Origin of the sequence: Azospirillum sp. A29, from assembly GCF_042604625.1 — a bacterium.
Taxonomy (GTDB): domain Bacteria; phylum Pseudomonadota; class Alphaproteobacteria; order Azospirillales; family Azospirillaceae; genus Azospirillum; species Azospirillum palustre.
On sequence record NZ_CP170466.1, the window covers coordinates 419,525 to 443,381 of the forward strand.

Genomic DNA, 23,857 nt, shown 5'->3' on the forward strand with positions numbered 1-23,857 from the left:
GCATCGCGGAAACCCGCAGATACCCGCCCGGTCAGCCCTTCAGCCAGCCGTCAAGGTCGGCCATCGCCCGGCGGGTGTAGGCCAGCTTGCGGTCGCGGCCGCGGATCTTATCGTCCACCGGCGGGAACAGGCCGAAATTCACGTTCATCGGCTGGTAGGTTTCCGCCTCCGCCCCGCCGGTGATGTGGCCGAGGATGGCACCGAGCGCCGTAGTCACCGGGGGCGCGCTGATCTCCTGCCCCAGACGCTCCGCGGCGGCGAAGCGGCCGGCGAGCAGGCCGACGGCCGCGCTCTCCACATAGCCTTCGCAACCCGTGACCTGACCGGCGAAGCGCAGGCGGGGCAGCGACTTCAGCCGCAGGGCGCCGTCCAGGATGCGCGGGCTGTTCAGGAAGGTGTTGCGGTGCATGCCGCCCAGCCGGGCGAACTCGGCATTCTCCAGGCCGGGGATCATGCGGAAGATCCGGGCCTGTTCGGCATGGCGCAGCTTGGTTTGGAAGCCGACGAGGTTGTACAGCGTGCCCAGCGCGTTGTCCTGGCGCAGTTGGACCACCGCATAGGGGCGGCGTTCCGGCTTGTGCGGGTTCGTCAGGCCGACCGGCTTCATCGGGCCGTAGCGCAGAGTGTCGACGCCGCGCTCCGCCATAACCTCGATCGGCAAGCAGCCTTCGAAGTAGGGGGTGTTCTTCTCCCACTCCTTGAAGTCGAGCTTCTCGCCCTCGATCAGCGCGGCGATGAAGGCGCGGTACTCGTCCTTCCCGAAGGCGCAGTTGATGTAGTCCTTGCCGGTGCCGCCGGGACCGGGCTTGTCGTAGCGCGACTGGAACCACGCCTTCGACAGGTCGACGCTCTCCAGATAGACGATGGGGGCGATGGCGTCGAAGAAGGCCAGCGACTCCTCGCCGGTCTGGACGCGCACCGCCTCGGCCAGGGCGGGGGAGGTGAGCGGGCCGGTGGCGACGATGACGCTGTCCCACTCCTCCGGCGGCAGGCCGGCGACCTCCTCGCGCTGGATGGTGATCAGCGGATGGGTGGTGACCGCCTCCGTCACCGCATCTGCGAAACCGTCGCGGTCCATGGCGAGCGCACCGCCGGCCGGCACCTTGTGCGCGTCGGCGCAGCGCAGGATCAGCGAGCCACAACGCCGCATCTCCTCATGCAGCAGCCCGACCGCATTGTATTCGGCATCGTCCGACCGGAAGGAGTTGGAACAGACCAATTCCGCCAGCTTGTCGGTATCATGGGCCTCGGTCTTGCGGACCGGCCGCATCTCGTGCAGCACGACGGGCACACCGCGGGAGGCGAGCTGCCACGCGGCTTCCGAGCCGGCGAGACCGCCGCCGATGACATGGACGGGGCGAAGGGAGTCGGTCATTGGGCTTTCCAGAACACAGTGTGATGCAGGCGGGCGAAGAGCAGGCGGATCAGAGGCGGGTTATGGCGCTCCGCATCGCCGAGATCCAGGATTCAATGAGCGCGGCGTGGGCAGGAAGGCGGGAAAACAGGTCCTCCGCCTTTTCCTCGTCGTAGGTGTGAACCGTCAGATTGCGGTCGTTCATCATCGCGAGGGCGAGTTCCGTCTGCTCCTCGGTCAGGAAGCCTGCGATCTGGCTCTCGCGGACCATCGCCTTGGGGCTTGCCGAGTTCAGACGTTCCGCACCCATCTGATCGGCAATGACCGATCTTGCGGCTTTCCAGACCGTTTCCGTCGCCAGAGTGAAACGCAGGATGGCGGAGTCGCGAACAACGTCGTCGGCTGGCCGGGCGAGCACTTCCTTAAGCCGCGTCAATGCCTGATGTGCGGTGTCGAGCTTCCGATTCATATTCTCCATTCGACACCCTCCCGTTCGACTTCCTGCCGCAATTCCGGCCGTGCCGCATGGAGATCGACCACATCCACGAAGTACGGAACGGTACTTTCCTCCAAATCCTCGGCGATTTCCCCGATGAGGTTGGGAGGCAGCGGTTCCAGCGGGTCGATGGCCACGTCGATATCGCTCCAGTGCCCGGCGTCGCCACGGGCACAGGAACCGAACAGGTAGACATGGGCAGGATGTCCGGCCAAACGGGCGAATACGATGCGCTTCACGGTTTCGAGAGCGCGCAGGCGCACAGGGTTCAGCATGGCTCGCAGTTTAACACAGTTCGATACTGCATGCGGGCATTGGAAAAAGCCGGCCTTCGCGGAAAAGGCCGGCTGTAAGTCGATCAGGAGTCAGTCAGAACATGGAGCCTGGGGCGTCAACCGAAATGGAGGCTCACTCGCTCTTGGTCGTCGTGCTGCGTTCGATGGTGGTGGAACCGGTCGGGGCCGGCGTCACGGTGGTCGAGCCGTAGCTGGGGGTGGTGGTCGTCGTGGTCGTCGTGCTGGTGGTGGATTTGTCGGACCCGCAGGCCGCCAGCAGCAGGGCCGCTCCAAGGGCGGCCCCCATACCGGTCAGAAGCGTCTTGCTCATGCCTCTCGTCTCCCATGCAGTGCGAATTCTACCGGGAAGAACAAGGCACAGCTTGCGTTTGTTCACGCCCTCTTTCGGGTTGCCGATTTCCGCACAACCGGCTTAGCCTTTAGGTAGGGGGCGAGATAGCGGCCGGTATAGCTGCGTTCCACCTTGGCGACATCCTCCGGCGTGCCTTCGGCGACGATCTCGCCGCCGCCGGTGCCGCCCTCCGGCCCCAGGTCGATGATCCAGTCGGCCGTCTTGATGACCTCCAGATTGTGTTCAATCACCAGCACCGTGTTGCCCTGGTCGACCAGCGCGTGAAGCACCTCCATCAGCTTTTCGACGTCGGCGAAATGCAGGCCGGTGGTCGGTTCGTCGAGGATGTACAGCGTGCGGCCGGTGGCGCGACGGCTCAGTTCCTTGGACAGCTTGACGCGCTGCGCCTCGCCGCCCGACAGGGTGGTCGCCGCCTGCCCGATGTGGATGTAGCCGAGGCCGACGCGTTCCAGCGTGTCCAGCTTGTCGCGGATGCCGGGAACCGCCTTGAAGAACTCCTTGCCCTCCTCGACCGTCATGTCCAGCACGTCGGCGATGGTCTTGTCGCGGTAGGTGACTTCCAGCGTCTCGCGGTTGTAGCGCTTGCCGTGGCAGACGTCGCAGGTGACATAGACGTCGGGCAGGAAGTGCATCTCGATCTTGATGACGCCGTCGCCCTGGCAGGCCTCGCAGCGCCCGCCCTTGACGTTGAAGGAGAAGCGGCCCGGACCGTAACCGCGCGCCTTCGCCTCCGGCAGGCCGGCGAACCAGTCGCGCATCGGCGTGAAGGCGCCGGTGTAGGTCGCCGGATTGGAGCGTGGGGTGCGGCCGATCGGCGACTGGTCGATGTCGATGACCTTGTCCAGATGCTCCAGGCCCAGCACCGCGTCATGTTCGGCCGGATGCTCGCGGGCTCCCATCAGCTTGCGCGCGACCGCTTTATACAGCGTCTCGATGATCAGCGTGGACTTGCCGCCGCCCGACACGCCGGTCACGCAGGTGAAGGTGCCCAGCGGGATTCTGGTCGAGACGTTCTGCAGGTTGTTGGCGCGTGCGCCCTGCACCTCCAGGAACTGGCCGGGATGGCCGGGCCGGCGGGTGTCGGGCACGGGAACGAAGCGGGTGCCGTTCAGATACTGGGCGGTGATGCTGTCGGGGTTCTTCTGAACCTCCTCCGGCGTCCCCTGCGCGATGACCGAACCGCCATGCTGGCCGGCGCCGGGTCCCATGTCGACCAGATAGTCGGCGCTGCGGATCGCATCCTCGTCATGCTCGACCACGACGACGGTGTTGCCAATGTCGCGCAGGCGCTTCAGGGTTTCCAGCAGCCGGTCGTTGTCGCGCTGGTGCAGGCCGATTGACGGTTCGTCCAGAACATACAGCACGCCGGTCAGGCCGGAGCCGATCTGTGAAGCGAGCCTGATCCGCTGGCTTTCTCCGCCCGACAGCGTGCCCGACCCACGGCTGAGCGTCAGGTACTCAAGCCCCACGGCGTTGAGGAATCCGAGGCGCTCGTTGATCTCCTTGAGGATACGATAGGCGATCTCGCGGTCCTTCGGGCGCAGATGCTCGTTCAGTTCGCTGAACCACGCACCGGCGCCGGCGATGGACAGCTCCGCCGCCTCGGAGATGTTGCGGCCGCGGATCTTGACCGCAAGCGCCTCCGGCTTCAGGCGGGCGCCCTTACAGACCTCGCAGGGCTGCGACGACTGGTATTTCGACAGCTCGTCGCGCGTCCAGGCGCTGTCGGTTTCGCGGAAACGCCGCTCCAGATTATTGACGATGCCCTCGAACGCCTTGTTGGTCTGGTAGCGCCGCAGGCCGTCGTCGTAGGTCATGGTGATGGCAGACCCGTCCGAGCCGAACAGGATGGTCTTGCGCACCGTATCCGGCAGATCCTGCCAGGGCGTCGTCATCGATGCATCGAAATGCTCGCAGATGCTTTCGAGCGTCTGGTCGTAATACTTGGAGGTCGAACCGGCCCACGGCGCGATTGCGCCCTTCGCCAGCGACAAGCGCTCGTCCGGGACCACCAGCATCGGGTCGAAATAGATCTTGCTGCCCAGCCCGTCGCAGGCCGGGCAGGCGCCGAACGGGTTGTTGAAGGAGAACAGCCGCGGCTCGATCTCCGGAATGGTGAAGCCGCTGACCGGGCAGGCGAATTTCTGCGAGAAGACGGTCTGCTCGTTCGTCTCGGCATTCTCGACCCAGACGATGCCGTCGGCCAGCCCCAGCGCCGTCTCCAGCGAATCGGCCAGACGGTTGCCCAGCCCCTCGCGCACCACGATGCGGTCGACCACCACCTCGATGTCGTGCTTCAGCTTCTTGTTGAGCGCCGGCACCTCGTCGATCTCGTACATGGTGCCGTCGACCCGCACGCGCTGGAAGCCGCGCTTGCGCAGGTCTTGGATTTCCTTCTTGTACTCGCCCTTCCGGCCGCGGACGAACGGCGCCAGCAGCAGCAGGCGCGTGCCTTCCGTCATGCCCAAGATGCGGTCGACCATCTGGCTGACCGTCTGGCTTTCGATGGGCAGGCCGGTGGCCGGCGAATAGGGGATGCCGACGCGCGCCCAGAGCAGGCGCATATAATCGTAGATCTCCGTCACCGTGCCGACGGTGGAGCGCGGATTCTTGGAGGTCGTCTTCTGTTCGATGGAGATGGCCGGCGAAAGCCCCTCGATGGAATCGACGTCCGGCTTCTGCATCAGTTCAAGGAACTGGCGCGCGTAGGCCGACAGGCTCTCCACATAGCGCCGCTGCCCCTCCGCATAGATCGTGTCGAAGGCGAGCGACGACTTGCCCGATCCCGACAGGCCGGTGATGACGATCAGCTCGTCGCGCGGCAGATCCACATCGACGTTCTTCAGGTTATGTTCCCGCGCGCCGCGGACGCTGATATACTTGTTCATGGAGTGTTCTTTTACCCGAAGCTTTTCCGGATGGAAAGCGGCAAGGCGCCGCGATGCATAACGAAATTCGGCGGGCGGAGGAAATGGCCCGGAGGAAATGGCCCCGGCCGCCGGTCGGCTGACGATATATGCGCTAGGCGCGGTATTGCCACCGGCGCCCCGCGCGGGTCGGTCATGACCAGAAGGGCGGAACGGCCCGGAACCGCTTCCACAGCTCGGGCAGCGCCTTGCGCCGCTTTTCGGATTGGCGCTCGATCCAGGCGGCGACCGCGCCGACCGTCTTCGGATCGGCGCCGGTCAGCGATGCCAGCATGCGGGCGCTGGTGACGGCATCCTGATCGGCATCCAGCGCCGCCTGCAATTGTTCCAGCGCCGCGAAGAAGGGCAGGGTGGCCGCCTCCGGATAAAGTCCCCGGAAGAAGTCGGCGGTATAGCGCAGCGTGCGCAGCCGCCGGCGCAGCTTGTCACGCCCCTTGGCATCCTCCGGCGCTTTCGCCGGCTTGCCGAGCTTCGCCATGCGCGCAGACAGCCAGCCGCCGGCAAGCGTGGTGACCGGCGCCGACAGCACGGCCCGCCGGTCGCCGTCAGCCTCCGACATCCAGCGGCCATGCTCCAGCCACGCGGCGAGGCCGAGGACCGTGTTGGTGCAGCCGGGCGCCAGAATCGCCGCCATCGCTTCGCGTGCCGGACCGGCGCCGGCGGAGCGGGCCAGCGATTCCAGCCGCTCCAATGCCGTGCGGTCGATGCCCGGGGCCGCCTTCGGATCGGCAAGCAGAGGAGCGAGGACGCCGGACATCAGGACGTCCCAGCCGCGCGCCGGTCCCAGCCGCTTGGCGAGCCCCCGGCTTTCCTCGACCAGCCGGTCGGCTTCCGGCGCGGCGATCAGCGGAGCGAAGAGGCGATGGGCGGTGCGCAGCCGGCGAAGCGCCACGCGCATGCGGTGCAGCCCCTCCACGTCGCCGCCGGCCAGCGCGCAGGACTCGTTGGCTAGGAACTGGCGCAGCGCCTGACGCAGGATATGGCGATAGGCCTCCGCGACCGTGGTCAGCGGCGACAGGCCGAGCGGTTCGGCATCCACCGGTCCCGGCGCCCTGCCGGTGACCATCCGCAGACCGGCCTCCGCCTTGCTTTCGGTGCCGATGCGCATGGGAATGGCGGATTGCAGCATCAGCGCCAGATCGAACAGGCTGGCGACCTTGCCGGCTTTCAGCTCCAGTTCCACTTCGCTGATCGGCAGGGAGTTGCCGCCGGCATAGACGCCGCCGTCATCGACGGCCAGTTCGACCGCGGTCAGCGGATCGGGGCGCAGCAGCAGGGTGGTGCGCCGGAAGTCGGTGATGAACAGGCAGTCCAGCGCATCGAGCGCCGCTGACGGCACCAGCCCGGCGACGCTGGGATCCGTCAGCACGCCGACATCGACCGCCTCGCCGGCGACGACCCACTCCCATTCCCGCCGCACGGCTACGGCGGCCGAATCGCCGGGGCTGGCGCTGTTGACCGTCTTCAGGGTCTGGACGAAGCGGTCACTCTCCTGCCGCACGCGCAACGCCACCCCGTTGGCGGCGAGCTTGAAGTTGGGCGTGTCGAAATAGGCGGTGCGCAGCCTTTGGGTCGCCGCCGGGCCGTCGGCAATCGCCAGCAGCCCCGGCAGCGCCGCCACCCGCGCCAGATCCGCCGTCGCCGCATGCAGCTTCAACTCCACCTCGCGGAACGTCGAGGCGGCCGGCTGCGCGTCGGGTCCGGGCTGCGGGCTGCTGGACGATGCCGTGGGTGAGCTGACGGGGGTCAAGGGTCGGCTTCCTCCCGAATCCGGCCGGGGCGCGGCCTTGCGGCCGAACTGGCCTGGAGCGTATCAGGTGGATCCGTGGATACCCCAACCGCCGCCGCAGGTTAAGAGAGTTTACGCGGCTGCACAAAATCCGCCAGCCGGCCGGCACCCATTTCCAGGTCGGCCCAATGCAGCGTCTCGAAGACCAGAACGGCGCAGGCGCCGGTCGGGAACTTGTCGGCCAGATCGTGGCGGAGGCCATGGTCGCCACTGCCGGTCAGGGCGTTCGCCAGTTCATGCAGGTCGGGATTGTGCGCCACCAGCATCAGCCCGGTCGCGGAATCGGGTGCGTCGCGCAGCCGCTCCAGCAGCGTGTGGGCGCCGCACAGATACAGGCCGCGTTCATGTTCCACCGGCGGATAGGGCGCCCCCATCGCCGTCATCACCCGCTTGCGCGTTTCCACGGCCCGCACGGCGGTCGAACAGAGTACGAGGTCGATGTGCGCGTGATGCTTGGCCAGATAGGCGCCGACCAGGGTGGCCGCCTTCTCTCCGCGGGCGTTCAACGGGCGGCCATGGTCGCCCAGCGACGGATCGTCCCAGGAAGATTTGGCATGGCGCAGCAGGAACAGCGTCTTCATGGCGGAAATCGGCCGGCAGGGGAGGGGCGAGGGGGCAGGCGGCGGGATTGGCGAGGCGGGAAGAGGTCGCAGTGTTTAACCAAATGGGAGTCCTGAAACCGTAACGCATATGGGATACTCTGTCTGCCCACCATATAACCGTCGTCGGCATGGTTCAAAGCCAAGCGCCGGCGTTCGGGATTTCACGATTTCAGAGGTCGACGTGACGCATCTCCAGGAACTCGATTCGGTCGGTATCGAGCCAAACGCCCCGGAACGCTTCATCAATCGGGAGCTTTCGTGGCTGGCCTTCAACCAGCGCGTCCTGGACGAGGCGGCCAACCCGAATCACCCGCTTCTGGAGCGGCTGCGCTTCCTGTCGATCTCCGCCAGCAACCTCGATGAATTCTACATGGTCCGCGTCGCCGGCCTGAAAGGGCAGGTGGCCGCCGGCGTGAAGACGCCCAGCCCTGAGAATCTGACGCCGGCCCAGCAGCTGGTTGCGGTGAAGCAGCGCATCGCCGCCCTGATGGAGAGCCAGCAGGCCACGTGGCGTTCGCTGAAGGGTGAACTGCGTGGCGCCGGCATCTCGGTCGTCGATCCGGCCGACCTCAGCGAAGGCGAACTGGATTGGCTGGAAGCCAAGTTCCTGGACGATATCTTCCCGATCCTGACGCCCATCGCCGTCGATCCGGCCCACCCCTTCCCGTTCCTGCCGAATCTCGGTTTCTCGCTGGCGCTCCAGCTGCACGACCCGGTCAAGGGCCGGCACATCGACGCGCTGGTTCCGCTGCCGACGCAGCTTGAACGGTTCCTGCGCCTGCCGGGCTCGGACATCCGCTTCATCCAGCTGGAAAAGGTGGTGATGCAGTTCATCGACCGCCTGTTCCCTCCGTTCCAAGTCAAGGCGCACGGCGTCTTCCGCGTGCTGCGCGACAGCGAGATCGAAATCGAGGAAGAGGCCGAAGACCTCGTCCGCACCTTCGAAAGCGCGCTGAAGCGCCGCCGCCGCGGCAGCGTCATCCGGCTCGCCACCGACAGCGGCATGGCTGCCGACCTGCGTGAGTTCCTGCGACATGAGCTGAACGTCGCGTCGGACGATGTCTTCATACTCGACGGGCTGATCGGCCTGACCGACACCAAGCTGCTGATCGTCGATGAGCGGCCCGATCTGGTCTTCCGCCCCTTCAACGCCCGTTTCCCGGAACGGATCCGCGATTTCGGCGGCGACTGCTTCGCGGCGATCCGGCACAAGGACATCGTCGTCCACCATCCCTACGAGTCGTTCGACGTGGTGGTGCAGTTCATCCGGCAGGCGGCGCGCGACCCGCAGGTGGTCGCGATCAAGCAGACGCTCTACCGCACCAGCAAGGACAGCCCCATCGTCGCCGCGCTGATCGAGGCGGCGGAGGCCGGCAAGTCGGTCACGGCTCTGGTCGAGCTGAAGGCCCGCTTCGACGAGGAGGCGAACATCCGCTGGGCGCGCGATCTGGAACGCGCCGGCGCCCAGGTGGTCTACGGCTTCGTCGATCTGAAGACCCATGCCAAGGTATCGCTGGTGGTGCGGCGCGAGAAGAAGGCGCTGCGCAGCTACGTCCATTTCGGCACCGGCAACTACCACCCGATCACCGCGAAGGTCTACACCGACCTGTCCTTCTTCACCTGCGACCCGGCACTGTGCCACGACGCCGCGGTCATGTTCAACTTCATGACCGGATACGCCACGCCGAAGGTGCTGGAGAAGATCGCCATCGCCCCGATCACGCTGCGCCAGCGGCTGTCGGACCTGATCGAGGCGGAAATCGCCCATGCCGTCGCCGGCCGTCCGGCGTCGATCTGGGTGAAGCTGAACTCCCTGGTCGACCCGGTCATCATCGACAAGCTGTACAAGGCCTCGCAGGCCGGCGTTCAGATCGACATGATCATCCGCGGCATCTGCTGTCTGCGTCCGGGGGTGAAGGGGCTGTCTGAGAATATCCGGGTGCGCAGCATCGTCGGCCGCTTCCTCGAACATGGCCGCGTCATCTGCTTCGGCAACGGCCATCCCATGCCGAGCAATCAGGCCAAGATCTTCATCTCCTCCGCCGACTGGATGACCCGCAATCTGGACCGCCGCATCGAGACGCTGGTGCCCATCGAGAATCCGACGGTGCACGAACAGGTGCTCGACCAGATCATGGTCGCCAACATGAAGGACGATGCAAGCACCTGGAAGCTGGGGCCCGATGGCGTGTACCATCGCATCAAGGCTGGCCCCGATGCGTTCAGTGCCCATAATTACTTCATGACCAACCCCAGCCTGTCCGGCCGGGGCAGCGCGCTCAGCAATAAGCGCACGCCGCCGCGGCTGATGCTGCACACGGTGTCCTGAGGGCGGGTGACGGGAGCGAGAGTATGAACATTGAGAAACGCGCCGCCGCCAATTTCGGCGAGCTGGGGCAGGCGGTCGGCGGCGCTTCAGGCGTTGCGACCGCCGGGGAGCGCGTTGGAGACCGGGTGGGTGTGATCGACATCGGGTCGAACTCCATCCGTCTTGTCGTCTATGATGGGCTGACCCGCTCGCCGCTTGCCCTGTTCAACGAGAAGGTGCTGTGCGGTCTCGGGCGCGGCGTGGAGAAGGCCGGCGTGCTGAACCCAGATGGTGTCGCCCAGGGGCTAGCGGCGCTGGAACGATTCGCGACGCTGGCCCAGGGCATGCGCGTCGGTCGGCTCGACGTGATCGCCACCGCCGCCGTGCGCGATGCCCGCGACGGCGCCGCCTTCGTCGATGCCATCCGACGCCGGGCCGGCCTGAGCGTCCGCGTCATCAGTGGCGAGGAGGAGGCGCGGCTGTCGGCCATGGGCGTGCTGTCGGGCACCCCCGGCGCGGACGGTCTGGTCGGCGATCTCGGTGGCGGCAGTCTGGAACTGGTCCCGCTCGACCGCGGCGTGATCGGCAGGCAGGTGACTCTGCCGCTCGGCCCGCTGCGGCTGATGGAGGTCGGCTCGACCAAGGGCGGCCCGGCCAAGCTGATCGACCAGCACCTGGAATCGCTGCCCTGGCTGCCGGCGATGAAGGGGCGGCCCTTCTACCCGGTCGGCGGCAGCTGGCGCGCCATCGCCAAGCTGCATATGGAGCAGTCCGGCCACCCGCTGCACATCATCCACCACTACACCATCCCGTCCGCCGATGCGCGGGAGTTCACCGGCCTGATCGGCCGGCAGAGCCGTTCGTCGCTGGAGAAGATGGCGGGATCGCGCCGCCGGCTCGACACGCTGCCTCTCGCCGGGCTGGTGCTGGAACGGCTGCTGCGCATTGCCCAGCCGTCGAAGCTGGTCTTCTCCGCCTACGGCCTGCGCGAGGGGCATCTCTATTCTCTGCTCTCGCCGGAGGGGCAGCGCGAGGATCCGCTGATGGCGTCGGCCGCCGATTGGGCGCGGCGCTTCGTGCGAATGGGCGATCCAGCCTTGCTGATGTCTTGGACCGCCGGGCTTTTCGCCGGCGAAGACGACAACGCCATCCGGCTGCGCCATGCCGCCTGCCTGCTGAGCGATGTCGGCTGGGCCGACCATCCCGATTACCGAGCGGAGCATGCCTACCTGCGCGTGCTGCGCTATCCTTTCCCGGCGCTGGATCATGACGAGCGCGCCTTCCTCGCGCTTGCCGCCCACGCCCGATATGCCGGCACCATCGACGTGCCGCTGACCGCACCGGTGCGGACGCTGGTGAGCGAAGGGCAGGGCAGGAAGGCGTTGGTGCTGGGGCTGGCCCTGCGCCTTGCCCACACGCTGTCGGGCGGCGCCACGGCCTTGCTGGAGCGCACGAGCCTGAAGGTCGGCGATGGCCGCATTGCGCTGACCCTGCCCGACGACGGCAGCGTCCCGTCCGGCGAGGCGGTCCAGCGCCGCATCGACGCATTGGCCAAGGCGATGAATCTCAAGGGCGATGTGATCCAGCCGCTGCGCCCGCAGGCGGCGGAGTAGGGGTGGAGGAATAGGGCAGGGCCGGACGCCGGTGAATGGCGTGCGACCCTGCCCGTTCATGTCCGGGTGGTCACGTCCGGGTGATCGACACGCCGCCGTCCACCAGCAGCGCGGTTCCGGTGGTGAAACTGGACGCGTCCGACGCCAGATAGAGCGCCGACTGTGCGATCTCCCGTGGCGTCGCAAGACGTTTCAGGGCGTGAAGCCCCTGGACGAATGCCAGCGCCTCCGGCGTGTTCGACACGGCCCGTCCCATTGGCGTATCGGTCCCGCCCGGCAGCAAGGCGTTGGCGCGGATGCCCTGCGGTCCGTATTCCGCCGCGATCACCTGCGTCAAACCGATCAATCCGGCCTTGCTGGCGGCATAGGCGGCCATTCCTGGAAACCCGACGGTGTGGCCTACAAAGGTCGAGGTGAAGATCAGCGATCCGCCGCCGCGGGAAAGCATCGCCGGAATTTGGTGCTTGGCGGCATGGAAGGCACTGGTCAGGTTGGTATCGATCACCTCGTGCCACATCTCCTCCGTCATTTCGGGAAGCGGAACCTGCGCGCCGGCGGTGCCGGCATTGTTGAAGGCGACGTCCAGTCCGCCGAACCGGCGGATGGCGGTTTCGACCGCGGCGCGTGCGACCTCGGCATCCGCGACAGTGCCGGCCACGGCGACGGCATCGCTGCCTTTGCTCCGAATCTCGTCCGCCAGCCGTTCCAGTTCGTCACGCCGCCGGGCCACCAGAACGAGTTGCGCGCCGTGTTCGGCGAACAGCAGCGCCGCCTCACGCCCGATCCCGGAACTGGCACCCGTGACGATTGCAATCTTTCCGTCCAGCTGTTTCATTGCCATTCTCCCATGCGGTGAATGGCCTGAAAGTCGCGAAACCGGTCAGGTTCAGGCTATCCGATTCTTGCTTTCGAATTCGCAAGGCCGGAGCGGACAGTAGCGGCATTATTTTCCATAACCTAACTTATGTGTTTTTTGTGTGTGGGCGCAAAGTCGGAATGTCAGTCCCTCGCAACATAGAAGTGTCAGTCTTCCATCGGGTTTTCGTGGGATGGTTCCCAAGGACATGCCTCGTAAGCATGCATGGCTGGGTCGTTGTGGGTTGACCGGTTGCGGCATGGCGGAGAACCGATGCGTTGCCCATTTCCGGCCTCGCAACTTCGGATCCGGATGGATGATGTCGTCGAATAACCAGCCCACCCCGCCCGATCAGCGCCAGGCGGTCCTGTCTCAGCGTCGAAATCTCAAGATGGCCGAATCCGCTCACGCTTATGTGCGTGGCAGCACCGTGAAATTTTACGAATGGCTGGAAAAGTCCAGTGGCAAGGTCCCCGATGGTCCGCCGGTCTGGATCTGCGGCGATTGCCATGTCGGCAACCTCGGGCCGGTCGCCAACGCCAAGGGCCGGATCGGCATCCAGATTCGCGACGTCGACCAGACCGTCGTCGGCAACCCCGCCCATGACCTGATCCGGCTCGGCCTGTCGCTCGCCACTGCAGCGCGTGGGTCGGACCTGCCCGGCGTCACCACGGCGCTGATGCTGGAGCGGATGATCGAGGGCTACATGATGACCCTCGACGGCGAACTGGGCGGCGACGCGGTGCGGAAGAGACCGTCGGTCGTCCGCCTCGGCATGCGTCAGGCCATCGGCCGCACCTGGAAGCATCTGGCCCGGGACCGCATCAAGGACATCCGGCCGACCATCCCGCTCGGCAAGCGGTTCTGGCCGCTGACGGACGAGGAGCGCGCCGCCGTCGAGGATCTGTTCGCCAGGGATCAGGTCCGCCGTCTGGTGACCGCCCTTCACTCCCGCGACGACAATGACCGGATCGAGCTGCTGGATGCCGCCTATTGGGTGAAGGGTTGCAGTTCGCTCGGCCGGCTGCGGATCGCGGTGCTTCTCGGCGTCGGCGAGGGTCATTACGACGAGGGCGGCCTCAGCCTGATCGACATCAAGGAGGCGGTCCAGGCCGCAGCGCCGCGTGCCGCCAAGAACGGCATGCCGCGCGACAATGCGGAACGCGTGGTGACCGGCGCGCAGAATCTCTCGCCCTATCTCGGCGACCGCATGCGCCCTGCCCGCCTGCTCGACCGCGCCGTCTTCCTGCGCGAGTTGCTGCCGCAGGACATCAAGCTCGACTTCGATCACCTGACGCGCGAGGAAGCGACCCGCGTCGCCTTCTATCTGGCCGCCGTGGTCGGCAAGGCGCATGCCCGCCAGATGGACGAGGCGACGCGCAAGTCATGGCGCGGCGAACTGGCGCGCAACCGGACCAAGAGCCTGGATGCACCGTCCTGGCTGTGGTCCAGCATCGTCGACCTGATCGTCGGTCACGAAGCGGCCTATCTGGAGCATTGCCGCCGCTACGCCGAACGCCCGGACGCCTGATCGGGAAGGCGACGCGCCATTTCAAGGCAGGCGTCGCGGTCCGGTTGGAAGTCCTCGGCGATCCACCAAGCCTCGACGCGCTTCAGCGTTCCGCCGACCAGCGGGCCGCGCGGAACGCCAAGCTCCAGCAGGTCGCGACCGGCAATCGGCAGCTTCAAGTCCGGCAGGTCGTCGGCAACCGACAGGGCCTTGCGCAACGTGCCCAAATCCAGCGGACCATCATGGATGGCGGCGGCAATCAGCAGCAGGTCGCCGAACAGCTCCGCATCGCCGACGCGGTACAGCGCCTGACGCAACGCCTTGCGGTCGTCCGCCGGCGCCACCACGACCGGCGGCTCGACCAGGGCCAGCAGGCGGTCCCGTTCGTGGTTGGACAGGCGTAAAGCGTCGGCAGCCCTGAGCGCGCCCGGCCGGTTGCTGTCCAGCACGGCGGCCAGCCGGCGAGTGGGGTCGGGCGTCAGGCCGAGATCGCGTTCCACCGCGATCAACCGCTCCAGCCGGTCGGTGTCCATCGCCTCCGGCAGCAGATGGACCATGATCCCCTGCCCCATCATCAACCGCCAGACCGAAGCGGCGCAGGGGGCGGTCAGCAGGCGGAACAGTTCCCCTCGCACCCGTTCGCCCGACAGCGTCGGCAGGCGCGGCGCCAGGTCGCGGCAGGCGGCCAGCGCCTCGGCATCCGGCTCGCCACGGCCGTAATGGGCGTGGAAGCGGAAGAAGCGCAGCAGGCGCAGCACATCCTCCTCGATCCGCCGTCGGGCTTCGCCGACGAAGCGCACATGTCCGGCGGCGAGGTCGGCCAGACCGCCGAATGGGTCGAACATCGCCCCATCGGGCGTGCAGCTCAGCGCATTCATGGTCAGGTCGCGGCGGGCGGCGTCCTCGATCCAGTCGTCGGTGAATTCGACACGGGCGTGGCGGCCGAAAGTCTCCACGTCGCGCCGCAGCGTGGTGATCTCATAGGGCTTGCCGCCGCACAGCGCGGTGACGGTGCCATGGGCGAGGCCGGTCGGGATGACGCGGATCCCAGCCGCCTCCAGCAGCTCCATGACCCGCTCGGGCGGCGCATGGGTGGCGATGTCGATGTCCTTCACCGGCCGGCCGAGCCACGCATCGCGCACGCATCCCCCGACGAATCGCGCGTCGGCCCCGCCCGATGCCAGGGCATCGAACAGCGCGAGGCTTTCGGGAGCGGTCATCCAGGGCTGGGGCGACAGGCGTGCGGCAACGGTCATGGCGCGCGACGCTATCCGATTCCCGGTCCCCATTCCACCGCCGTCGGGTTCGGGGCCATCGGTTTTGGCACCGTCAGTCCGCCCCCTCCCCCGTTTCGCGGGCGGCGGCACCCAGCACGTCGCGCAGGTTCACCAGCATGCCGGCGGTCGCCCCCCAGATGTAACGCTGTGGATAGGGGAAGGCATAGAACCAGCGCGGCTTGCCCAGGAACTCGCGGCTGTGGCGCTGCGGGTTCGACGGGTCGAGGATGAAGGACAGCGGTACCTCGAACACCTCCGCCACCTCGGTCGGGTCGGGCGTCAGGATAAAGGGCGGCGTCACCACCCCCACCACCGGCGTCACCCGGAACCCGGTGCGCGTGACATAGGTGTCCAGCCGGCCGACGATCTCGATCCGGCCGCGCTCCAGCCCGATCTCCTCCGCCGTCTCGCGCAGCGCGGTTTCCTCCGGAGTGCCGTCCTCCGGCTCCATCCGCCCGCCGGGAAAACTGATCTGGCCGGCATGGGCGCTCAGCGTCGCGGTGCGCTGGGTGAAGATGACCGTCAGTTCCTCCGGCCGGTCGACCAGCGGAACCAGCACCGCCGCCTCGCGCAGGGTGGAGGGCGGCCCCATTTCCGGATTGAGGTCGTGGTCGCCCCGGATCTTGGCGGCGTGCTTCGGCGCCGTCCGGTTCGACCGGACGGCACTTTCCACCGCCGCATCGGTGCTCATCGCCGGCAAACGCCGGCGGACTTCCTCCAAGCTCAGTCGCCAGGCAGCCTGCCCAGCGTGAAGAAGACCTTGTTGCTCCATAGACCCACCTCGGACTCGCCGGTTTCGGTGCGGCGCGTCTCGCTGCGCTCCACCATGTCGTAGAACACGGGCCGCAGGATCAGCGCCTCAAGCCGGCTTCTGATTTCGATGTAGGGTGCCGGCTCCCCGGTTTCAGGGTTAACGGCGACGCGGATCGGATGTTCGGGGCCGGCCTCCACCCAATGATCGAGGTTGGTACGGAAGGACAGGACCTGATCGGCCCCGCTGCCTGCCACGGTCATCTCCACCGCCACGAACGGGGCATCGTCCACGACGATCCGGCCGCGCTCGACAGGCGTGATCAGCCAGTAATCGCCGTCGTCGTCGCGCTTCAGGACGGTGGAGAACAGCTTCGCCAGCTCGATCCGGCGGATGGGATCGCCATTGTGGAACCAGGTGCCGTCGCGCGCAATGCGGATGTCGTACTGCTCCAGCGTGGGTGTCCGTCCCAGCGCCACCGGCAAGTCGGACGGCAGGTCGGACGGCAGAACCGGCGGCGTCTCCGGAACGGTTTGTCCATCTGAGCGCTTGTCATTCGCCATCGCGTTACCGACCTTCATAGGATTGGGAACCGCTTTGTCCCCGGACATGCGCATTTTCGCCACACTCGGCCGCTAGGTCCACTCCAATGGTCCTGGCGCCACCACCCGTCCGGCGGCACATCCGGCGGCGGGATTCGGAAAATGGGTGTCGACAAGGTGCCGGAACAGGGCCAACCATGCGGATCCCGTGTTTCGCGTCGCGGAATCCTGCGACCGTGACACCGATCGGCCCACCATCGGGGAGCAGTAGACCTTGAGCGCACAGGACATCCTGAGGGGGCAGCCTCCCGTGCCGGAGGACCCGCAACGGCTGATGGAAGAGATCGAGGCGCTGGGCGACCGGCTTGCCTCCGTCCGCGACCGCATCGGCCGCGTGATCTTCGGCCAGCAGGAGGTGATCGACCGCACGCTGGTCACGCTGCTGGCCGGCGGTCATGTCCTGCTGATCGGCGTTCCCGGCCTTGCCAAGACGCGGCTGGTGGAAACGCTGGGCACCGTGCTGGGCCTCGCCGAAAAGCGAATCCAGTGCACGCCCGACCTGATGCCCGCCGACATACTGGGCTCCGAAGTGCTGGAGGAGGGCGACAACGGCCGCCGGTCCTTCCGCTTCCTGCCCGGCCCGGTGTTCAGCCAGTTGCTGATGGCCGACGAGATCAACCGCGCCAGCCCACGCACCCAGTCGGCCCTGCTCCAGGCGATGCAGGAGCACCGGGTGTCGGTCGCCGGCCAGTACCATCCCCTGCCCCAGCCCTTCCACGTGCTGGCGACCCAGAATCCGCTGGAGCAGGAAGGCACCTATCCGCTGCCGGAAGCCCAGCTCGACCGCTTCCTGATGCAGATCGACGTCGATTATCCCGACCGCGAGGCGGAACGGCGGATGATGATCGCCACCACCGGGGCCACCGATGAACGGGCGGTGACGGTGCTGTCCGCCGCCGATCTTCAGACTGCACAGCGCCTCGTCCGCCGCGTTCCGGTCGGCGAAGGGGTGGTGGACGGCATCCTCGACCTCGTCCGCCGTGGCCGTCCGGAAACGTCGGAGCTGATGGAGGTGCGCCAGCATGTCGCCTGGGGCCCCGGCCCGCGCGCCAGCCAGTCGCTGATGCTCGCCGCCCGCGCCCGTGCGGTGCTGGACGGCCGCCTGTCGCCGTCGCTGGACGATGTCGTTGCGCTGGCCAAGCCGATCCTGAAGCACCGCATGGCGCTGAACTTCGCCGCGCGGGCCGACGGGGTGACGCTGGACGACGTCATCGACCGCCTCTGCGCGCCCCTGGCCTGACCCCTCGAAGCGGAGCCGCAATGCCGCGAAGCCCAAACTCCCCGCAAAAAGGCCAGCCGCCGGGTCAGCTGTCGAACACCCTGCTGGCGCGGCATCGCGCGGAGGAGCTGGCATCCGCCCTGCCCCCGCTTCTGGTCGCTGCGGAACGGGTGGCGGCGACCGTCGCCCAGGGGGTGCATGGGCGACGCCGCGTCGGGCTGGGCGAGACCTTCTGGCAGTTCCGCCGCTACCAGCCGGGCGACGCCCCGTCGATGATCGACTGGCGCCAGTCGGCCAAGACCCAGCCGGTCTATGTCCGCGAGAATGAGTGGGAGGCGGCGCAGAGCGTCTGGCTGTGGCGCGACCGCTCCGCCTCCATGGATTTCCGTTCCGTCGCCGGGCTGTCGACCAAGCGGGAGCGGGCGGATCTGCTGACGCTCGCCACAGCCGTGCTGCTGGCTCGCGGCGGCGAGCGGGTCGCCCTGCTGAACAGCGGCGTGCGTCCCGACCACGGCAAGACCGCCATCGACCGCATCGCCCGGCTGATGACCGACCCGCGTGCCGCTGCCGCACCCGATCCGCTGCCGCGTGTGGAGCCCCTGCCCCGCCATGCGCAGACGGTTCTGTTCGGCGACCTGCTGTCCCCCCTGCCGGAAATCCACGCCATCGTTGCCGGCCTCACCGGGCGGGGCCTGCGCGGCCATCTGGTCCAGATCCTCGATCCGGCCGAAGAAACGCTGCCCTATGACGGCCGTGTCGATTTCCACGGCCTGGAGGGCGAACAAAATCTGCTGGTCCCCCGTGTCGAGGCCGTCCGCGACGCCTATCGCGAGCGCCTGAAGGCGCAGCAGGACGGGCTGGCGGCGCTTGCCCGCACCGCCGGCTGGAGTTTCGCCGTTCATCGCACCGACCGTTCGCCGCAATCCGCGCTGCTCACCCTCTGGGGTGCGATGGCGATGGAGGCGGTGTGACGCGCCGGCCTGCCCATTCTCGCCCCTCCCCCTCGTGAAGACGCGCCAATGCTGGGTCTCGGACCGATCGCCTTCGCCGCCCCCTGGGTCTTGACCGCACTGGCAGCCCTGCCGGTCCTCTGGTGGCTGCTGCGCGTCACGCCGCCGGCCCCGCGTGCGATCCAGTTTCCCGCCATCCGCCTGCTGCGCGACCTGACCGCGCGGGAGGAGACGCCGGCCCGGACGCCGTGGTGGCTGCTGCTGCTGCGGCTGATCGTGGCGGCGCTGATCATCCTGGCCCTGGCCGGTCCATTGCTGAACCCGCGGGCGGCACTGCCCGGCGGCGGGCCATTGCTGCTGGTGGTCGACAATGGCTGGGCGGCCGGGCGCGACTGGCCGACCCGCAAGCGCACGATGGACGAGCTGATCGCCCAGGCCGACCGCCAGCAGCGGCCGGTTATCCTGCTGCCCACCGCCCCGGCCGCCGACGGGCAACCGATCCATGCAAGCGCTGTCCTTCCGGCACCCGAAGCCCGCCGTCTGGCCCAGGCGATGGTTCCCCTGCCCTGGCCGACCGACCGTGCCGCAGCGCTGGAGGCCCTGAAGGCGGTGGCGACACAGGCCAACGGGCGCGGCTCGATCCATGCGGTGTGGCTCAGCGACGGCGTCGGCGACCGCCAAGCCGCCGCCCTCGCCGCCGGATTGCAGCGGCTGGGCTCCGCCGATGTCCTCGACGATTCCGCCGAGCATCCACCCCACCTGCTGCTGCCGCCCTCCAGCGAGGGCACGGCGCTGACCGCCCGCGTCGTCCGCGCCGACCCGTCGAAGCCGGAACCGGTGACCGTCCGCCTCGCCGCCGCCGACGGCCGGCTGCTGACCCGCCAGACCGTCACCTTCGAGCCGGGCCAGAAGGTTCGGGAGGTGCGGCTGGACGTGCCGACCGAGCTGCGCAACGACGCCGCCAGCCTGCGGGTCGAAGGCGATACCACCGCCGGCGCCACCGTCCTGCTGGACGAGCGCTGGCGCCGCCGCCCCGTCGGTCTCGCGTCCGGCCGGGCGGAGGGGGAAAGCCAGCCGCTGCTGTCCGATCTCTATTATCTCGAACGCGCGCTGTCGCCCTACAACGAGGTGCGTCGCGGCGAGACGCTGGATCTGCTGAAGCGCGATCTGGCCGTGCTGATCCTGTCCGACATCGGCGCCCTGACCGGGACCGAGGTTCAGGACATCGAGGATTGGGTGAAGAAGGGCGGCGTGCTGGTCCGCTTCGCCGGCCCGCGTCTGGCCCAGCATGCCGACACGCTGGTGCCGGAGCGGCTGCGCATCGGCGACCGCGCGCTTGGCGGCGCATTGTCCTGGTCGGAGCCGGCAAAGCTCCAGCCCTTCCCACCGAAATCGCCCTTCGAGGGGCTGAACATTCCACCCGATGTCCAGGTAAACCGGCAGGTGCTCGCCGAGCCCGCGCTGGATCTGGCGGACCGCACCTGGGCGAGGCTGGCCGACGGCACGCCGCTGGTCACTTCGCAGAAGCGCGGCGACGGCTGGATCGTGCTGGTCCACACCACCGCCAGCCCGGACTGGTCGAACCTGCCGCTGTCGGGCCTGTTCGTCGACATGCTGCGCCGGCTGGTCGCGCTCAGCGGCGGCGTGACGGGAACGGCCGCCACCACCTCGCTCGATCCGGTCGAGGTGCTGGACGGCACCGGCCGGCTGGTTCCGCCGCCGCCCACCGCCTTCCCCATCCCCGGCAATGCTGCCGCCGATGTCATCGGACCGCGCCATCCGCCGGGATTCTACGGCACCGATGATGCCCGGCGCGCGCTAAACCTGTCCGCCGCCGTCACCGTCATCGACCCGCTGCCGCCGATGCCGGCCGGCGTGGGCCGCGACGGCTATGGCGGCCGCGGCGAGGTTCCGCTGAAGCCGTCGCTGCTGGCAGCGGCCCTCGCCCTGCTGTCCATCGACCTGCTGATCGCGCTGGCCCTGCGCGGCCTGCTGCGCCCGCCCGCCCTGCGGCGTAGGGCCGGCGGGGCGGCGGCCGGCCTGCTGTTGGCACTCGCGCTGTCTTCAGCGCCGCAGCCCGCCCGCGCGCTCGACCAGGACAAGGCGGTCAAGGTGACGGCGGAGACCTACCTCGCCTATGTCCAGACCGGCGACAGCAGCGTCGACGACACCGCCCGCGCCGGGCTTGAGGGGCTGGTCAGCGTGCTCGGCCTGCGCACCGCCGTCGAAGCGGCCGGAGCGGTCGGCGTCGATCCCGAACAGGACGAGCTGGCCTTCTATCCCCTGCTCTACTGGCCGGTGTCGGATCGGCAGAAAGCCCTGTCCGATCAGGCGCGCCAGCGGGTGAACGAGTATATGCGCAGCGGCGGCACCATCCTGTTCGACACCCGCGATCAGGCGCCCGGCGGCGGCCCGGCCGTTCTGCAACAGCTGGTGCAGGGCTTGGACATCCCGCCGCTGGCCCCGGTGCCGCAGGATCATGTGCTGCGCAAGTCCTTCTACCTGCTGACCGACTTCCCCGGTCGCTATGCCGGCGGGCAGCTGTGGATCGAAGCGCGGGAGGGGCCGGCGAATGACGGCGTGTCCTCCGTCGTCATCGGCGGCAACGACTGGGCCTCGGCCTGGGCGGTCGGCCGCAACGGCCAGCCGATGTTCGCGGTCATCCCCGGCGGCGAGCGTCAGCGCGAGATCGCCTATCGCTTCGGCGTCAACCTCGTGATGTACGCGCTGACCGGCAACTACAAGGCCGATCAGGTCCATGTGCCCGCCATCCTGGAAAGGCTCGGCCAGTGATGCCCGTCGATCTGCTCTCCGGACTTTCCGTGGCGCTGGCGCCCCTGCTGCCATGGCCGGTGCTGGGCGCACTTTTCGGCTTCGCCTTGCTGGTGGTGCTGATCGCGGCAGCGCGCCGGGCGCGCGGCACATGGCTGCGTCTGCTGGCGGTGGCGGTGCTGGCCCTGGCGCTGATCAATCCCTCGCTGGTCCAAGAAAAGCGCGATCCGATCAAGGATGTCGCCATCGTGGTGATCGACGATTCGCCGAGCCAGGCGATCGGCGACCGCCGCGCCCGCACCGAGCGTGCAGCGGAACAGCTGACCGAGCGGCTGAAGCGCTTCAACGATCTGGAGGTGCGCGTCGTCCGCAGCGCCGAGGGCGGCGAGACCGGTGGCACCATCAACGAGACCCATCTGTTCGATGCGCTGAACCGCGCTATGGCCGATGTGCCGCGGCGCCGCATGGCCGGTGCCGTCTTCATCACCGACGGTCAGGTGCATGACGTTCCGCAGGTGCCGGGCAAGCTGGCCGACATCGGCCCGATCCACACGCTGCTGACCGGCGACCGCGACGAGGGCGACCGCCGCATCGCCATCGTGCAGGCGCCGAACTACGGCCTTGTCGGCAAGCCGGTCGAATTGACCATCCGCGTCGACGACATGCCCGGCCGCCAGTCCGCCGACGCCGCGGTGACCCTGCGCCAGGACGGCGGTGCCCCCAGCACCATCCGCGTGCCGGTCGGCCGCGACGTTCGCGTCGACCTGCCGATCACCCATGGCGGCCAGAATGTTCTGGAACTGGAGGTCGAGCCGGCGAAGCAGGAACTGACTCTCGCCAACAACCGCGCGGCGGTGGTGGTGAACGGCGTGCGCGACCGGCTGCGCGTGCTGCTGGTTTCCGGCGAACCCCATGCTGGCGAGCGCACGTGGCGCAACCTGCTGAAGGCCGATCCGGCGGTGGATCTGGTCCATTTCACCATCCTGCGCCCGCCGGAGAAGCAGGACGGCACGCCGATCCGCGAGTTGTCGCTGATCGCCTTCCCGATCCGCGAACTGTTCGAGGTGAAGCTGGACGAGTTCGACCTGATCATCTTCGACCGCTACCGCCGCCGTGGCGTGCTGCCGCAGATGTATCTGGAGAATATCGCCGATTATGTCCGCAAGGGTGGCGCCCTGCTGGAAACCTCCGGCCAGGGCTATGCCGGGCCGCTGTCGCTTTACCGCACGCCGCTGGGGTCGATCCTGCCGGCGACGCCCAGCGGCCAGACGGTTGACAGCCCGTTCCTGCCGACCGTGACCGATGTCGGCCGCCGCCATCCGGTGACCGCCGGGCTGCCCGGTGACCGGCTGGACGCGGCACCGAGCTGGGGCCGCTGGTTCCATCAGGTGGATGTGACGCCCAACAGCGGCACCGTGGTGATGCAGGGTGCGGGCAACCGCCCGCTTCTGGTGCTGGACCGCGTCGGCAAGGGCCGGGTGGCGCAGCTCGCCTCCGACCAGATCTGGCTGTGGAGCCGCGGCTTCGAAGGCGGCGGTCCACAGGCGGAGCTTCTGCGCCGCCTCGCCCACTGGCTGATGAAGGAGCCGGAGCTGGAGGAGAACGACCTGCGCGCCCATGTGGACGGCAACCGCATCACGGTCGAACGCCGGTCCCTGACGCCCGACCCGCGCTCTGTCACCATCACCGATCCGTCCGACCGGACCAGCACGCTCCAACTGACCGACGACCGCACCGGCCGGTCCATCGCCACCGTGACCGCCGCAGCCCCCGGCATCTACCGCATCTCCGATGGAGAGCGGACGACGCTGGCGGTGGTTGGTGCCGTGAACACGCCGGAACTGGCTGACGTGAGGTCCACCGGCGACCGCATGCAGCCGGTGGCAGAGGCGACCGGCGGCGGCATCCATTGGATGACCGATACCGACAGCGGCCCGAATCCCGGCATCGATGTGCGCCGGACCCAGCCCGACCGCAGCCAGTCCGGATCCGGCTGGATCGGCCTGCGCGCAAACGGCGACTATACGGTGACCGGCGTGACCGACGTACCGCTGCTGCCGGTTGGTGCGGTGCTGGCCCTGGTGCTGGGTGGGTTGCTGATGGCATGGCGCCGGGAGGGCCGCTGAGCAGCCTCGCGGAGGGCCGTTAGCCTGAGAAAATTTTCTGAAAACAGCCTGTTGCGT

The 23,857-nt window shown here is 67.9% G+C and carries 18 protein-coding genes; 7 read left to right on the forward strand and 11 right to left on the reverse strand.

Going from position 1 to position 23,857, the window contains the following annotated elements:
* Nucleotides 1-31: 31 nt before the first annotated feature.
* The 7 genes from trmFO to ABNQ38_RS16815 all read right to left on the reverse strand — a co-directional run bounded on the left by trmFO (nt 32) and on the right by ABNQ38_RS16815 (nt 7,795).
* Complete coding sequence (trmFO, locus tag ABNQ38_RS16785; RefSeq protein ID WP_377809385.1) at nt 32-1,375, reverse strand: methylenetetrahydrofolate--tRNA-(uracil(54)-C(5))-methyltransferase (FADH(2)-oxidizing) TrmFO; 1,344 nt, start codon at nt 1,373-1,375, stop codon at nt 32-34.
* Nucleotides 1,376-1,424: 49 nt separating this feature from the next.
* Nucleotides 1,425-1,832 carry a nucleotidyltransferase substrate binding protein gene (locus ABNQ38_RS16790; RefSeq protein ID WP_377809386.1) on the reverse strand — a complete coding sequence of 136 codons (408 nt, stop codon included), beginning with the start codon at nt 1,830-1,832 and terminating at the stop codon, nt 1,425-1,427.
* The gene (locus tag ABNQ38_RS16795) at nt 1,820-2,125 is read right to left on the reverse strand and encodes a nucleotidyltransferase family protein (protein WP_377809387.1); all 306 of its coding nucleotides are present in this window, start codon (nt 2,123-2,125) and stop codon (nt 1,820-1,822) included. The genes ABNQ38_RS16790 and ABNQ38_RS16795 overlap by 13 nt, the downstream gene beginning before the upstream one ends.
* Nucleotides 2,126-2,258: 133 nt before the next feature.
* The gene (locus tag ABNQ38_RS16800) at nt 2,259-2,456 is read right to left on the reverse strand and encodes a hypothetical protein (protein ID WP_377809388.1); all 198 of its coding nucleotides are present in this window, start codon (nt 2,454-2,456) and stop codon (nt 2,259-2,261) included.
* Between the two features lie 62 nt (nt 2,457-2,518).
* Nucleotides 2,519-5,386: an excinuclease ABC subunit UvrA gene (gene uvrA, locus ABNQ38_RS16805; protein WP_377809389.1), complete on the reverse strand. Its 2,868-nt coding sequence runs from the start codon at nt 5,384-5,386 to the stop codon at nt 2,519-2,521.
* Nucleotides 5,387-5,558: 172 nt separating this feature from the next.
* Complete coding sequence (locus tag ABNQ38_RS16810; protein WP_377809390.1) at nt 5,559-7,175, reverse strand: CHAD domain-containing protein; 1,617 nt, start codon at nt 7,173-7,175, stop codon at nt 5,559-5,561.
* Between the two features lie 101 nt (nt 7,176-7,276).
* Complete coding sequence (locus tag ABNQ38_RS16815) at nt 7,277-7,795, reverse strand: SixA phosphatase family protein (RefSeq protein ID WP_377809391.1); 519 nt, start codon at nt 7,793-7,795, stop codon at nt 7,277-7,279.
* 202 nt (nt 7,796-7,997) lie between these two features.
* Here ABNQ38_RS16815 and ABNQ38_RS16820 point away from each other — a divergent pair, with 202 nt between their 5' ends.
* Both ABNQ38_RS16820 and ABNQ38_RS16825 read left to right on the forward strand, forming a co-directional pair.
* Nucleotides 7,998-10,145, forward strand: a complete 2,148-nt coding sequence (locus tag ABNQ38_RS16820) for an RNA degradosome polyphosphate kinase (protein ID WP_109050081.1) — start codon at nt 7,998-8,000, stop codon at nt 10,143-10,145.
* A 23-nt stretch (nt 10,146-10,168) separates the two neighbouring features.
* The gene (locus tag ABNQ38_RS16825) at nt 10,169-11,737 is read left to right on the forward strand and encodes a Ppx/GppA family phosphatase (protein ID WP_377809392.1); all 1,569 of its coding nucleotides are present in this window, start codon (nt 10,169-10,171) and stop codon (nt 11,735-11,737) included.
* Between the two features lie 70 nt (nt 11,738-11,807).
* Here the strand turns inward: ABNQ38_RS16825 and ABNQ38_RS16830 are convergent, their stop codons facing one another.
* A complete protein-coding gene (locus tag ABNQ38_RS16830; protein WP_377809393.1) occupies nt 11,808-12,572 on the reverse strand; it encodes an SDR family oxidoreductase in 765 nt (254 codons plus the stop codon).
* Between the two features lie 412 nt (nt 12,573-12,984).
* On the opposite strand from ABNQ38_RS16830, the gene ABNQ38_RS16835 reads away from it, so the two are divergent.
* Nucleotides 12,985-14,124 carry a DUF2252 family protein gene (locus tag ABNQ38_RS16835; RefSeq protein WP_377809394.1) on the forward strand — a complete coding sequence of 380 codons (1,140 nt, stop codon included), beginning with the start codon at nt 12,985-12,987 and terminating at the stop codon, nt 14,122-14,124.
* On the opposite strand, the gene ABNQ38_RS16840 is transcribed toward ABNQ38_RS16835, so the two are convergent.
* The 3 genes from ABNQ38_RS16840 to ABNQ38_RS16850 all read right to left on the reverse strand — a co-directional run bounded on the left by ABNQ38_RS16840 (nt 14,100) and on the right by ABNQ38_RS16850 (nt 16,694).
* The gene (locus ABNQ38_RS16840; RefSeq protein WP_377809395.1) at nt 14,100-15,359 is read right to left on the reverse strand and encodes a CCA tRNA nucleotidyltransferase; all 1,260 of its coding nucleotides are present in this window, start codon (nt 15,357-15,359) and stop codon (nt 14,100-14,102) included. The genes ABNQ38_RS16835 and ABNQ38_RS16840 overlap by 25 nt on opposite strands.
* Before the next feature lie 73 nt (nt 15,360-15,432).
* Nucleotides 15,433-16,071: a CoA pyrophosphatase gene (locus ABNQ38_RS16845; protein ID WP_377809396.1), complete on the reverse strand. Its 639-nt coding sequence runs from the start codon at nt 16,069-16,071 to the stop codon at nt 15,433-15,435.
* A 32-nt stretch (nt 16,072-16,103) separates the two neighbouring features.
* Entirely contained in the window at nt 16,104-16,694 is a 591-nt protein-coding gene (locus tag ABNQ38_RS16850; protein WP_377809397.1) for a DUF1285 domain-containing protein, read from the reverse strand.
* A 253-nt stretch (nt 16,695-16,947) separates the two neighbouring features.
* On the opposite strand from ABNQ38_RS16850, the gene ABNQ38_RS16855 reads away from it, so the two are divergent.
* Genes ABNQ38_RS16855 through ABNQ38_RS16870 form a run of 4 tightly spaced genes read left to right on the forward strand, consistent with a single transcriptional unit; the run spans nt 16,948 to nt 23,800 of the window.
* The gene (locus ABNQ38_RS16855; RefSeq protein WP_377809398.1) at nt 16,948-17,973 is read left to right on the forward strand and encodes an AAA family ATPase; all 1,026 of its coding nucleotides are present in this window, start codon (nt 16,948-16,950) and stop codon (nt 17,971-17,973) included.
* A 20-nt stretch (nt 17,974-17,993) separates the two neighbouring features.
* Nucleotides 17,994-18,923, forward strand: a complete 930-nt coding sequence (locus ABNQ38_RS16860; protein ID WP_377809399.1) for a DUF58 domain-containing protein — start codon at nt 17,994-17,996, stop codon at nt 18,921-18,923.
* A 48-nt stretch (nt 18,924-18,971) separates the two neighbouring features.
* Nucleotides 18,972-21,695: a DUF4159 domain-containing protein gene (locus ABNQ38_RS16865; RefSeq protein WP_377809400.1), complete on the forward strand. Its 2,724-nt coding sequence runs from the start codon at nt 18,972-18,974 to the stop codon at nt 21,693-21,695.
* Complete coding sequence (locus ABNQ38_RS16870; RefSeq protein ID WP_377809401.1) at nt 21,695-23,800, forward strand: hypothetical protein; 2,106 nt, start codon at nt 21,695-21,697, stop codon at nt 23,798-23,800. Before ABNQ38_RS16865 ends, ABNQ38_RS16870 begins: the two co-directional genes overlap by 1 nt.
* The last annotated feature ends 57 nt before the right edge of the window (nt 23,801-23,857 follow it).